This is a genomic window from Kribbella sp. NBC_01245, assembly GCF_036226525.1.
Classification (GTDB): Bacteria; Actinomycetota; Actinomycetes; order Propionibacteriales; family Kribbellaceae; genus Kribbella.
This window is the reverse complement of sequence record NZ_CP108487.1, coordinates 6,767,792-6,781,257: the sequence shown is the minus strand read 5'-3', so window position 1 is coordinate 6,781,257 and position 13,466 is coordinate 6,767,792. Positions and strand designations below refer to the sequence as shown.

At 69.0% G+C, this 13,466-nt stretch carries 10 protein-coding genes; 3 read left to right on the top strand and 7 right to left on the bottom strand.

What is annotated here, in order from left to right; genetic code table 11:
* Positions 1-40: 40 nt before the first annotated feature.
* From OG394_RS30915 to OG394_RS30905, 3 genes are all read left to right on the top strand, one after another.
* Positions 41-1,267: an MFS transporter gene (locus tag OG394_RS30915; protein ID WP_328990688.1), complete on the top strand. Its 1,227-nt coding sequence runs from the start codon at positions 41-43 to the stop codon at positions 1,265-1,267.
* Between the two features lie 132 nt (positions 1,268-1,399).
* On the top strand, positions 1,400-2,344 hold the full coding sequence (locus tag OG394_RS30910; RefSeq protein ID WP_328990687.1) for a pectate lyase family protein: 945 nt from the start codon (positions 1,400-1,402) through the stop codon (positions 2,342-2,344).
* 194 nt (positions 2,345-2,538) lie between these two features.
* Positions 2,539-5,760: a substrate-binding domain-containing protein gene (locus tag OG394_RS30905; protein ID WP_328990686.1), complete on the top strand. Its 3,222-nt coding sequence runs from the start codon at positions 2,539-2,541 to the stop codon at positions 5,758-5,760.
* On the opposite strand, the gene hemB is transcribed toward OG394_RS30905, so the two are convergent.
* The 7 genes from hemB to OG394_RS30870 form a co-directional block, all read right to left on the bottom strand.
* Entirely contained in the window at positions 5,757-6,743 is a 987-nt protein-coding gene (gene hemB / locus OG394_RS30900; RefSeq protein WP_328990685.1) for a porphobilinogen synthase, read from the bottom strand. The genes OG394_RS30905 and hemB overlap by 4 nt on opposite strands.
* 4 nt (positions 6,744-6,747) lie before the next feature.
* On the bottom strand, positions 6,748-8,418 hold the full coding sequence (locus OG394_RS30895; protein WP_328990684.1) for a uroporphyrinogen-III synthase: 1,671 nt from the start codon (positions 8,416-8,418) through the stop codon (positions 6,748-6,750).
* A 59-nt stretch (positions 8,419-8,477) separates the two neighbouring features.
* Positions 8,478-9,359 (bottom strand): hydroxymethylbilane synthase, encoded by an 882-nt coding sequence (hemC, locus tag OG394_RS30890; RefSeq protein WP_328990683.1) that lies wholly within the window; start codon positions 9,357-9,359, stop codon positions 8,478-8,480.
* On the bottom strand, positions 9,356-10,678 hold the full coding sequence (locus tag OG394_RS30885) for a glutamyl-tRNA reductase (protein ID WP_328990682.1): 1,323 nt from the start codon (positions 10,676-10,678) through the stop codon (positions 9,356-9,358). Before OG394_RS30885 ends, hemC begins: the two co-directional genes overlap by 4 nt.
* The gene (locus OG394_RS30880; protein WP_328990681.1) at positions 10,675-11,445 is read right to left on the bottom strand and encodes a redox-sensing transcriptional repressor Rex; all 771 of its coding nucleotides are present in this window, start codon (positions 11,443-11,445) and stop codon (positions 10,675-10,677) included. Before OG394_RS30880 ends, OG394_RS30885 begins: the two co-directional genes overlap by 4 nt.
* A 169-nt stretch (positions 11,446-11,614) precedes the next feature.
* On the bottom strand, positions 11,615-11,854 hold the full coding sequence (locus tag OG394_RS30875; RefSeq protein WP_328990679.1) for a glutaredoxin family protein: 240 nt from the start codon (positions 11,852-11,854) through the stop codon (positions 11,615-11,617).
* Positions 11,851-13,299 carry a class I adenylate-forming enzyme family protein gene (locus OG394_RS30870; protein WP_328990678.1) on the bottom strand — a complete coding sequence of 483 codons (1,449 nt, stop codon included), beginning with the start codon at positions 13,297-13,299 and terminating at the stop codon, positions 11,851-11,853. Before OG394_RS30870 ends, OG394_RS30875 begins: the two co-directional genes overlap by 4 nt.
* Positions 13,300-13,466: the final 167 nt, after the last annotated feature.

Sequence of the window (13,466 nt, the reverse complement as noted above, 5' to 3'; positions counted from 1 at the left end):
CCTTTGCGGTCGGGCGATCGGAGGACGAGAATCGCCGGTTGTGCCTGATCCCCGACGCTTGTTAGCCGATATCCGGCCGCTGAGGGAGTATCCGGCCTACCGGCGGCTCTGGATCGGGCAGTCGCTCTCCTCCGTCGGTAGCTTCATGACCGGTGTTGCCGTCGCGATCCAGGTGTACGACCTCACCGGCTCGTCGTTCGCCGTAGGCGCGGTCGGCCTCGCCACCTTCCTGCCGACCGTCGTACTCGGCCTGCTGGGCGGGTCGATCGTGGACGCGGTCGACCGCCGCAAGCTGGTCCTGATCACGAGCTTGGGCCTGATGGCCGTCGCCATTGCGCTTACGCTGCAGGCGTTCCTCGATCTGCGACAGGTCTGGCTGCTCTACGTGCTCGCCGCGATCGGCGCGGGCTTCGCCGCCGTGGACATGCCCGCGCGGCGTACGATCACGGCCCGCCTGCTACCGCCGGAGCGACTGGCAGCGGCAGCAGCGTTGCACCAGCTGAACTTCCAGGTGACGCTCATCCTCGCGCCACTGCTGGCAGGCGTACTGACTGCCGCCGCCGGACCGGGCGCCGTCTACGTCGCCGACGTGGTGACCTTCCTGGCCGTCCTGTACGGCGTCTACCAACTCGCGCCCATGCCTCCCCACGGCGGCGGTACGACGGTCAGCTTCCGCGCGGTCGCCGACGGACTCGCGTACGCCAAACGCAACCGGTTGATCGCCTCGATCTTCCTGACCGACCTCTTCGCGACCGGCCTGGCCATGCCGTCAGCGCTCTTCCCCGCGCTCGCCACCACCCACTTCCACGGCGGACCCGAGACCGTCGGCCTGCTCTACTCGTCGATCGGCATCGGAGGTCTGGTCGCGGCAGTCTTCTCAGGGCCGTTGAGCCATCTGCGCTACCAGGGCCGCGCGATGCTGGCCGCCGTCGCGGTGTGGGGTCTCTCCATTGGCGCCGTCGGGTTCACGTCCACGCTTTGGCTGGCGATCGCGCTGCTGATCCTGGCGGGAGCGAGCGACATCGTCACCACCGTGTTCCGCGCGACGATCCTGCAGGTCAACACCCCGGACGAGCTCCGCGGGCGGCTCAACAGCCTCGACTTCGTGATCGGCGCGGGCGGTCCACGGGTCGGCGACGCGCGCGCCGGTGCCGTGGCCGGTCTGACCGATCCGGTCGTCAGTATCATCTCGGGCGGCGTCGCCTGCGCGCTCGCGGTCGCCGTACAGGCCGCCACTTCCCGCACCCTCAGCCGCTACAAGGCCTAGCCGCTGCCGGGCACAGCCCGAGCCTGGCCGGGCAACCGCTTTCCATCAAAGTCCACAGCTTGGTCGCGATAGTCCATCCGGCCGTCCCTAGCGTGAGGCCACGATCAAGTCCGCGGCGAATGGAGAAGCGACATGCGCAGATCAGCGAAGCGACAGAGCCTGGCGATCACCCTTGCGGTGCTCTCGGCATCGGCCCTACTGGTCAGCTCGGCCGGTACGGCGGTAGCGGTCGGAACGCCGACCGGGTACGGCGCGGGCACCACTGGCGGCGGCAGCGCCTCGGCGGTCACCGTGACCACCGCGTCAGCCCTGACCTCGGCGCTGAAGGCCAGCGGCGCCAAGGTGATCCGGGTCAGCGGCATGATCGCGGTCAGCGGCATGAACGACGTCACGTCGAACAAGACGGTCATCGGTGTCGGCTCCGGCTCAGGGATCACCGGCGGCGGCCTGGACGTGGACGGCGCCACCAACGTGATCATCCAGAACCTCAACTTCCGCAACTGGTCCGACGACGCGATCAACGTCCAGGACAGCTCCATGAAGATCTGGATCGACCACAACAGCTTCTCCAACGGGTACGACGGCGCGGTCGATATCAAGCGGGGATCGGACTTCATCACCGTCTCGTGGAACAAGTTCGCCAACCACGACAAGGCCATGCTGCTCGGCCACAGCGACGACAACGGCAGCCAGGACCGCGGCCACCTGCGGGTCAGCTACCACCACAACTGGTTCGACGGCACCACCCAGCGGCACCCCCGGGTCCGCTTCGGCAACCCGGTGCACGTCTACAACAACTACTACGGCGGGGTCAGCGGGTACGGCGTCGCCTCCACCATCGAGGCCGGCGTCCTGGTCGAGGGCAACTACTTCGAGAACACCCGGGACCCCTTCCACCGTGGCGAAGGCTCCTCCCCGGCCGGCTCGCTGGTCGCCCGCAACAACCACTTCGTCAACTCGGGCGGCGGCCAGCAGGGTGGCACGGTCAAGGCCATTCCGTACTCTTACTCGCTGGACACCGCCAGCACCGTGAAGTCGAAGGTCCAGAGCGGAGCCGGTACGGGCAAGGTCGCCTGACCCCAATCTCACCGGCACGTGGCCCCCGCACCTGGTGTGCGGGGGCCTTGCCGTTTTGTGCGGCTTTGCCGATATGTGCGGGGTTCTGGGGATTTCAGTTGCCTGACACCTTGTTCTCACTCGCTGCGATCGCTATGTTACGCAAAGTCCCGGCTGCGGATACGCCCGTCCGCCCGGGGCCGAGTGAGGCACAGATGACGGAATCGAATGCCGTTGCGCCGCCGGATCCCGTTCGCCGGTTGACGATCGGCCTGGTCACCGCCAACGTCTCCGTGGGCGTCGGCGCGACGTTGTGGTCTGCCGTGCTCGACGCGGCCGAACGCCACGACGTCAACTTGATCTGCTTCCCCGGCGGCGAGGTGCGTACGACCGAGCGGCCGCCGAACTCCGTCTACGACCTGGTCGATCCCGAGCTGCTCGACGGCCTGATCTGCTGGACGTCCGCGCTCGAGCTGCCGGCCGACGAGCGCCGTACCAATCGCTGGGCCGAACGGTTCGCCCGGCTGCCGCTGGTCAGCCTGAACGGCACGATCGGCGCGGCGGACCCGCTCGTACTCGACAGCTATCGCGGGATGTGCGCCGTCGTCGAGCACCTGATCGAGGTCCACGGCCGAACCCGGATCGCGTTCATCCCCGGCACCGCCGCGAACCCGGCCACCGCCGAACGCCTGCGCGCGTACGCCGACACGTTGGCACGCCGTCGGCTTCGGCTGGACCGAAAGCTGATCTCGACGCCGGCGGATTCCCGGACTGGGGCCGGCGCCTCGGCCATGCATGCGCTGCTGGACGCTCGTGGTTTGCAGCCGGGGCGGGACTTCGACGCGGTTGTTGCCTGCAGCGATTTGCTTGCGGCGGAGGCTTTGCGAGTGCTTTCGGGGCGGGGTGTCGTGGTTCCGCAGGACGTGGCCGTTGCCGGGTTCAACGATTCGCCCGAGGCTCGGCTGACGGATCCGCCGCTTACCTCGGTGTCGATGCCGTTCGACGATCTCGGCGACCTGGCCGTCGAAACGCTGCTGCAGCGGCTGGGCGATATCCCCGTGACGGATCGGCCGCCACCTCAGTCGAACTTGGTGATCCGCCGGTCCTGCGGTTGTCCCGGCTCCCTCGTAGCCGAGCCGGACGCTCAGCTCGGTGGGCTCGACGCGTTGCCGCCCTTGCCTCGGGAGTTCCTGCTCTCGGCTTTCGATCAGGCCATCGACGGCGACAGTACGGCGTTCCTGATCGAAATCGACCGCCTGGTTCGAACCTGGGCCACCACTCCGGACCAGCTCGACTCCTGGGCCGCGGCCATCGGGGGTCTGCATGGTCGCGGCGACCCCGAGGTGGTGCGACTGATCGGCCAGGCCAGGTTGATCGTTGCCGAGGCAGCCCATCGGCACCTGGAGGCAGAGCGGTGGCGGACCGATCAGGCCGCCCGGCGACTGCGTGAGCTGGGAAATGCCTTGTCGTCAGCGGTCGACGTGGCAGCACTGGAGAAGGTCCTCGACCGGCATCTCCCCGAGCTCGGCATCCCGGCTTGGCACCTGTCGCTCGAGTCTCGGGCAGCAGTTTCCCTGGCCGAGGTGCTGCCGTCCGGCCGGCGGTACAGCATGGTGGCCGAACCGCTTTACGTCCGGGATGAGCTGCTGGGCTTCGGGTTGTTCGAGGTCGGTTCGCGAGACGGTGCCGTCTATCGCGCACTCGGCGAGCAGATCAGCCATACGCTCATGGAGATTCGGCTGTTCCAGGACGTCCTGGACGCACGCGACTCGGCCGAACAGGCGAACCAGGCCAAGAGCGGTTTGCTCGCCAGCGTCGGCGAGGTACTACGCGAACCCGTGGTCGGCGTACTCCGTCAGCTCGCCACCCTCCGCCGTTCCGTCGCGGCGATGGACGCACCACCCGTCGAGCTGGTGAACGGCCTGGCCCGGATCCGCGCGGACGCCGAGATCCAGCTCCGGGTGATCGGCAACCTGCTGGACCTGTCCCGGATCGAGATCGACGCCGTCGACCTGTCCCCCACCCTGCTCGACCCCGGCGAACTACTCTCCGAGGTCTTCGGCCAACTACTGCGGGCCGATTCGGTACCGGCCAGGTTGCCGTTGATCCAGGCCGATCGCGACCGCTTGCGGCAGGCCCTGATCGCCTTGCGGGTCAGCACGGACCGCCTCGCCGGCAAGGTGGCGCTGACCGTCGACGTACTGCCGCCCTCGCTCCGGATCCAGCTGCGGGTGGTGTGCGGATACCGGCTGCCGCCCGACTCGTTCGGTGCTGGGCCGGAGTTCGCCCTGCCGATCGCGCAGCGGTTGATCGCCTTGCACGACGGCTCGTTGCGGTTCGAACCCGGCCCGGACGGCGGCACCTTCCAGGTCGACCTACCGCTGCCGACTCCGAGCGGCCGACGCGGCGTCACCGGTCCAACGTCCTCCCTGCTGAGCGTGGGCGAGGCGGCTGAGGCTCCGGGAATCGCTACGCGGCTCGGTGTCGACGTACGGCGACTGCGGACGGCTACGGACAACGAGGCGATCGGCGACCTCACCCGGCCGGTAGCGGTGGCGCTGGACCTAGCCGGCCTTCGTACCGAGGACTGGCCGTTGGTCCGCCACCTCCACGACCACCCGTCACTGCGCCGTACGCCGTTTCTGGTCTACGGACGTCCCGACGCGGGCAGCCGAGGTTTGACCGAGTTACTCGCGGCCGCCCGTCCCGCCGGCGCCACGGCACCAGTGGTGGTCGCAGACGGCTCTTGCGGGTCTAGGTTCGTACGGATCGTCGAGCAAGTACTGCCGGGACATCCCGTCCTGACAGCGGCAGACGGTACGACGGCGCTGACGTCGCTAGGGCCGGATCTGCCGGGCCTGTTGATCTTGACGAAGACTCTGCCCGACATGAGCGCCTTCGACGTCCTGGACCGCCTTGCGCACGAGGGTTCGCCAGTGCCCGCGTTGGTGCTCAGCAGCGGCCCGATCACGTCACGCGACGTACTGCGTGCCGAACCTCATCCGCGCGTCGTCCTGATCGGCGAAGGCATCCTCTCCGAGGCGGAACTGACCGACCTCCTCGTACGACTGCTCGCGCCAGGACACACGGCAGCCCAAGGCAGCAAGGCGCGAGTCCGTCAGGCGGTGGCATACCTGCACCAGCGGTTCCACCACCCGATCAGCCGACGTCAGGTCGCCGAGGCGGCGGGGATGAGCGAGGACTACCTCAGCCGGGTCTTCCACCGAGAGCTCGGCCTGTCCCCTTGGCTCTACCTGAACCGGCTACGCATCCAGCAGGCAAAGGAACGCCTCCGCAACACCAACGACAGCGTCCAACTAGTCGCCCGACGCGTCGGCTTCCGCGACCGCGCCTACTTCAGCCGCACATTCCGCAAACTCACCGGCATCTCCCCCCAAGCCTTCCGCGAAGGCACCCCAACCGCGAGCGGGGGTTAGCGGATTCGGTCGAGGAGGTGGGCGGTTTCCGATGCCCAGTAGGTGAGGATGATGTCGGCGCCGGCGCGGCGGATCGATGTGAGGGTCTCGAGGATGGCGCGTTCGCGGTCGATCCAGCCGTTGGCGGCGGCGGCTTCGACCATCGCGTATTCGCCGGAGATGTTGTACGCCGCGACCGGGACGTTCACGTGATCGCGCACCTGGCGGATGATGTCGAGATAGGCCAACGCCGGCTTGACCATCACGATGTCGGCGCCTTCGGCCAGGTCCAGATCAACCTCGCGGATCGCCTCGCGGGCATTCCCCGGATCCTGCTGGTAGGTCTTCCGATCCCCTTGCAGGGATGAGCCGACGGCCTCGCGGAAGGGCCCGAAGAACGCCGAGGCGTACTTCACGGCATAGGCGAGGATGACCGTGTCGGTGTGGCCCGCGCCGTCGAGCGCCGTCCGAACGGCGGCGACCTGGCCGTCCATCATTCCCGACGGGCCGACGACGTGCGCGCCGGCCTCGGCCTGGGCCACGCCCATCTCGGCGTAGAGCTTCAGGGTGGCGTCGTTGTCGACCCGGCCCGACGAGTCGAGCACGCCGCAGTGGCCATGATCGGTGAACTCGTCCAGGCACAGGTCGGACATCACCAGGAGGTCGTCACCGGCCTCGCTGACGGCGTCCCGGATCGCCACGTTCAGAATGCCGTTCGGGTCCAGCCCACCGGAGCCGGTGGCGTCCTTGTGCTCCGGTACGCCGAAGAGCATCACACCGCCAAGTCCCAGCGAGGCCGCCTCGGCCACGGCCTTACGCGCCGTATCCCGAGTGTGCTGATAAACGCCCGGCATGGAGCTGATCGGGATCGGCTCCGTCGCGCCTTCCCGGATGAACATCGGCAGGATCAACTGCCTCGGCTGCAGAGTGGTCTCGGAGACCAGTCGTCGCACCGCCCCGGACGACCTGAGTCGCCGCGGACGCACACCCGGGAAACCGCTCATGTCGTCAGCTCTTTCTGCGTGATCCCGAGCGGCGCTCGGACGGGCGGGTGACCGGATCCCCGGCCTCGATCATCGTCTCGCGACGCTCGGCGCCGAACCGGGCCAGCGCGTCCGCGAGCTCCTCGGCCGCCGGGCTGTCGGCCATCGCGTCAACGCGCAGGCCGTGCTCCTCGGCGGTCTTCAGGGTCGCCGGGCCGATCACCGCGATCACCGTCGACGCGTGCGGCTTGCCGGCGATGCCGACCAGGTTGCGCACGGTCGAGGACGAGGTGAACACGACCGCGTCGAACTTGCCGGTCTTGATCGCCTCGCGGGTCGGCGCGGGCGGCGGGGCGGCCCGCACGGTCCGGTACGCCGTGACGTCGTCGACCTCCCAGCCGAGATCGGTCAGGCCGGCCACCAGCGTCTCGGTGGCGATATCCGCGCGCGGCAGGAAGACCCGGTTGATCGGGTCGAGCACCTCGTCGAACGGCGGCCAGTCCTCGACCAGGCCACGGGCCGACTGCTCGCCCGAGGGCACCAGGTCCGGCTTGATCCCCCAGTCGCTGATCGCCTCGGCGGTCTTGTCACCGACGGCGGCGATCTTCAGGCCGGAGAAGGCGCGGGCGTCCAGGCCGTACTCGTCGAACTTCTCGCGGACGGCGCGGACGGCGTTCACCGAGGTGAAGGCGACCCACTCGTAGCGACCCTCGACCAGACCACGGATGGCCTTGTCCATCTGCTGCGGGTTCCGCGGCGGCTCGACCGAGATGGTCGGCACCTCCTCGGGCATCGCGCCGTACCGGCGGAGGCGATCCATCAGCGGGCCGGCCTGGTCCTTGGTACGCGGCACCAGGATGCGCCAGCCGAACAGCGGCTTGGTCTCGAACCAGGACAGCGTCTCGCGCTGCTCCACCACCGAGCCGACCACGATGACGCCCTCGCCGGTGACCTTGGCGGCACGCAGGTCCGCCACGATCGTGCCCAGGGTGCCGATCACGCTGTTCTGCGCGGTCGTCGTACCACCGGTGGTCAGCGCCACCGGGGTCTGCGGGTCGAACCCGGCGTCGGTCAGCGCCGCGACGGTCTCGCGCAGCACCTCGGTCGCGTTCAGCAGGACGAGCGTGTGCTTCGGGTTGTACCGGCTGAAGTCGAGTTTCGCCTCGGCCAGGTCCAGTACGGCGACGTCACGATCGCTCTTCATCGTCAGCGGGATACCGGCGTACGTCGGGACGGCGGTCACCTCGCTGACCCCGGGCACCACGTTGAAGCCGATACCGGCCTTGCGGCAGGCGGTCGCCTCCTCGGCACCACTGGAGAAGGTGAACGGGTCGCCGGTCAGCAGCCGAACCACGTTCGCCGCGTTCTTGGCGGTCTTCACCACCAGCCGGGCCCGGGCCGCGGTGCGCAGCGCACGGCTGCCCTCCGCGCCGGAGGCGTCCACGATCTCGACACCGGGCCGGCAGTAGGTCAGGAAGGCGTCGTGCTGGTTACCCTCCACCACCACCGCGTCCGCGCCGGCGAGCACGTCGCGGCCGGCCAGCGTCAGCAGGGCGGGATCGCCCGGGCCGACACCGACGAACGTGACGTGACCGAGCGGCTTGGCGGGCTTGGCCGCCGCTGTCGTCTTGGCCGCGACCTTCGCCGGCACCGAAGTCGGTGCCGTGGTGGCCGCTGCTGTCTTCGCGCTGCTCACGTTTGCTGTCGCCTTTGCCTTCGTCGTTCTCGTCGGAGAAGTCGTGGAGCCGACTTTGCTCATATCCGCTCCAGCAGTTCGTTCGCCAGCGAGCGGCCGAGGCCCGCCGGATCGTCCACCGGTCCGTACGCCGACAGGCGGCGTACTCCGTTGTCGCCGCCAAGCGCGGCCCGGAGCCACAACTCAGGTCCGTCGTCGCCCTCGACTACTTCGGCGAGCGCGCCGACTGGTGCTGTACATCCGGCCTCGAGCGTCGCCAGCAACTGCCTCTCGGCCTGTACGGCGGCACGCGTGGCCGGGTCGTCCAATACCGCGACGGCCTTGATCACGGCGTCGTCGTCCGCGCGGCACTCGATCGCCAGTGCGCCCTGTCCCGGTGCCGGCAGCACCTGGATCGGGTCGATCGTCTCGGTCACCTCGGCAAGCCGGCCCAACCGGGACAACCCGGCACGAGCCAGCACCACGGCGTCGAGCTTGCCGTCGGCCACCATCTTGATCCGGCTGTCCACATTGCCGCGGATGCCGGTGAGTTCCAAACCGAGCCCGAGTTCCTCGAGCTGTGCCTGCCGCCGGGGCGCTCCCGTGCCGACGATCGAGCCGGTCGGCAGCTCGCCGAGCGTCAGGCCGTCGCGGGCGATCAGCACGTCACGCGGGTCCTCCCGATGCGGGATCGCCGCGACCGTGAGCGCCTCGACCGGCGCGGTCGGCAGATCCTTCAGCGAGTGCACCGCGATGTCGATCTCGTTGGCCACCAGGGCATCCCGCAGCGCGCTGACGAAAACGCCGGTGCCGCCGATCTGCTCCAGTGGCGCGCGATTCACGTCGCCGGTGGTGGTGATCAGCACCAGCTCGACCTCATGACCGTGGGCGCGCAAGGCGTCCGCGACCATCGTCGCCTGGACTGTCGCGAGGGCCGATCGCCGCGTTCCGAGCCGGATCATGCGGTCTCCCCTCCGGTCTTGTCGACGGTCTTGCCTGCGGGCTTGTCGAGCGGAGCCGAGACCGCGTCCACCGCGGCCTGGTCCAGGGCGAACAACTCGCGCAGGGCATCGGCATACGTTGGGCCACCGGGATCGGCGGCCAGTTCCTTCACCCGCACGGTCGGCGTGTGCAGCACCTTGTCGACCACCCGGCGAATCGTCCGGGCGACCTCTTGCCGCTGGGCGTCGTCGAGATCGGGCAGCCGCCGGTCGAGCCGGGCCAGCTCCGTGTCGACGAGCGCGCTCGCCATCGTGCGCAGCGCGACGACGGTCGGCGTCACCGAAACGGCGCGGCGGGTCGCGGCGAAGGCGCCGGTCTCCTCGTGCACGATCCGGCGTACGTCCTCGATGTCTTCTTCAGCGCCACCCGCGGTGCCGACCAGGTCGGCCAGCGTGACCAGGGTGACTCCCGGCAGCCGGGCCGCCTCGGGCGCGACATCCCGCGGCAGCGCGACGTCCAGCACTCCGAAAGGCCTGCCGTTGGCCGCCGTACTGACCATCTCTTCTGTCAGTACGACACCACGCGCGCCTGTGCAGGAGACGACCACGTCGGCCTCGGCCATCGCGGCCGGCACGCTCGCGAGCGGAATCGCCGTACCACCCACGCGCTCGGCCAGGATCATCGCGCGGTCCAGGTTCCGGTTGGCCACCACGATTTCGGTAGCGCCGTCGGCCGCGAGGGTCTGGGCCGCCAGCGAGGCCATCGAGCCGGCGCCGACGACCAGCGCGCGTCGCCCGGCCAGACCACCGATCGGGCCTGCCACGGCGTCGAGGCCGGCGCTGACCACGGAACGGCCGGCCGAGTCGATACCGGTCTCGGCCCGCGCCCGCTTACCAACGCGCAGGGCGTGCTGGAACAGCGCGTTCAAGTCGGTGCTGATGGTCTCGAGCTCCTGGCCGACGCGCAGGGTCTCCTTGACCTGGCCGAGGATCTGACTCTCGCCGACGACCATCGAGTCGAGCCCGACCGCGACCTGGAAGAGGTGCGCGACGGCGCCTTCCTCGAAGTGCACGTAAAGGTGCTCGGCCAGATCGATCAGCGGCACCCCCGTGATGTCGGCCAGGATCGCGGTGACCTCGTCCATGCCCGCGTGGAACCGGTCGACGGAGGCGTAGACCTCGGTCCGGTTACAGGTCGCGAGCACTGCGGACTCGGTCACGGCCGCACTGTTCTGTACGGCGATCGCCAGCTTGGTGGCCGCATCCGAGTCCAGCGCGACCCGCTCGAGCACAGTGATGTCCGCGCTGCGGTGGGAGATCCCGACGACTAGATAACTCACTTGGCGACCTCGCTTCGCAGCGGTCGCTTGGGCAGGTCGTCGACCTTGGGAACACCGTTGATCACTGGCAGTTCGGGCACCTCGGTGAGCGCCGCCTCTCCGGACTTTCGTTGTTCGTGGTACGCCAGGATCTGCAACTCGATCGAGAGGTCCACCTTGCGGATGTCGACCCCCGCGGGCACGGACAGCACCACGGGCGCGAAGTTGAGGATGCTGGTCACGCCGGCCGCGACCAGCCGGTCGCACACCTCCTGGGCGGGACCGGCGGGGGTGGTGATGACACCGATCGCGACGTCCTCGGTGGCGACGATCTCGTCCAGCTCGGCGAAGTCGCGCACGACCATGTCGCCGACCCGCTCACCGACCAGGGCCGGATCCGCGTCCAGCAGGGCCACGATCCGGAAGCCGCGAGTGCCGAAGCCGGAGTAGTTCGCCAGCGCGTGACCGAGATTTCCGATCCCGACGATGACGACCGACCAGTCTTGGGTGACCCCGATCTCGCGCGCGATCTGGTAGCGCAGATACTCGACGTCGTAGCCGACACCTCTGGTGCCGTACGACCCGAGGTAGGACAGGTCCTTGCGAAGCTTGGCCGAATTGACCCCCGCAGCGGTCGCGAGATCCTCGCTCGACGCGGTGGCGGTGCCACTGTCCGACAAAGCGGTCAGGGCCCGCAGGTACACCGGCAAGCGAGCGACAGTGGCCTCGGGAATGCCGCGCTCTGTTCTCGACGGCGCTCCGGGGCGACGGCTGCGGGCAGGCGTCACGGTTCTCCTGGACTGGTGGTTCTGAGCCACCGCCTCACGGCTGGCGACTACCCCACTCTAGGAGTTTGTGAACGTGAGAACAAAATCGAGAAGGCCCACTGGTCTCATCTCGTGACCACTCTCACGGTGTTCTCGCTCCGCTTCGCTGTGTGTGAGCAGTGGGTGGCGCTCAGGCGCCGAGCGCCTTGCGCAGGCGAGCTGGGTCGACCCGCCAGAAATCGTGCTGCCGGCCGTCGACCAGGGTGACCGGAATCTGCTCGCCGTACTGCTCGAAAAGGGCGGGATCACCGGTGATATCGATCTCGGTGTAGCCGGTACCGGTCTCGGCGCAGACGGCCTCGATGATCGCCCGGGCGTCGTCGCAAAGGTGACAGCCGGGCTTGCTGTAGAGGGTGACGCGCTCGCTCATTTGCCCCTCAACTGCCCCTTGGCGACCTTGCCGGTGACGGAGTGCGGCAGGTGGTCCACGATCTCGAGCTCGACCGGGCACTTGAACTTGGCCAGCCGGGTCGCGGCGAACGCGAGCACCTCGTCCTTGTCCACATCGGCACCGACCGAGGGCACCACGAAGGCCTTCACCGCTTCGCCGGTCTCGTCGGACGGGATGCCGATCACGGCCGCCTCCCGCACTCCGGGCGCCGCCACCAGCACCTCCTCGACCTCGACCGGGAAGACGTTGAAACCAGACACGATGATCAACTCACGCAGGCGATCCACCAGGAACAGGTCGCCCGAGGGATCGAGGAAACCGACGTCGCCGGTGCGGTACCAGCCGTCCTCGTCGGGACCGCCGTCGCCGTCGGGCCAGTAGCCGGAGAAGAGGTTCGCACCGCGGATCAGCACCTCGCCCGGGTCGTCGCCCTCGACGTCGCCACCGTGCTCGTCGGCGATCCGCACCTCGACCCCGGGAAGTGGGCGGCCCACCGAGCCCGGCGTCGGATCGCCCTCGCCCAACGTCGTCGTCACGCCGGGCGCAGCCTCGGTCAGGCCGTATCCCTGGTGGACGAACAAGCCGGTCTCGTTCTCGAAGCGGTCCGCAATCGCGCGATCCAGCGAGGAGGCGCCGGTCAGCACCACCTTCACCTTGGCGAGCGCGTTGCGCAGGTCGGGCGCGGCCAACAGCGCCGTCAGAGCCGGTGGGGCAAGCGGCAACCGGGTCACCCCCTCACGCCGTACGAGCTCGAGAGTTTGGGCCGAGTCGAACCGCGGCTGCAGCACCAAGGCGGCACCACGCGCGCAGGCCCAGCCGAGCACCGCGTTCAGGCCGAAGGCGTGGAAGAAGGGCAGCACGCCGAGTACGACGTCGTCCGGGCCCATCCGGTGCTCACCGAGAGCGACCAGGTGCTCGACGTTCGCCAAGAGGGCCCGGTGGGTCAGCATCGCCGCCCGCGGATCACCACTGGTACCTGACGTGTAAAGCAACACCGCAAGGGCTTCCGGGTCCGACTGCGGCACGACCGGCGCCTCGCCGCTGAGCTCTTCGGGACGCACCACGCGAACGCCCGAGCCCGCCGCTTTGGGCGCGAGCTCACCGTCCGTGACCACCAACCGGGCGCCGGAATGCGCGATCACGCCGGCCACCTCGTGGGCGGTCAGACCCGTGTTCAGCGGTACGGCGACGAGGCCCGCGCGCAGGCAGCCGAGGTACGACGTGACAAAGCCCACGCCGTTCGCCAGCAGCAGCACGACGCGGTATCCCGGCACCAGGCCGGCCGCGGAGAACCCCTGCGCGGCGGCGTCGACGGCCGCGTCGAGCTCTTCCCAGGTCAGCCGGCGATCGCCGTCCACGAGGGCGGGACGATCCCCGTGCCGCTTGGCGGTGGCACTGAGCAGTTCGGTGAAGTTCACGTTCACAACGCGAGTCTGTCACGCGTCCCGAAGGTACCGACGTGGCCTGGCGGTTTGCGCAGCGAGTCTGCGGGTAGACCTTGCGGGGCGGGGACACGTCTACGGGGCTAGTGGGGGTTTGGTTGCAGTCGCAGGAAGCCGGCACGAAGACGGCCGGGGTCAGTCGCAGGACA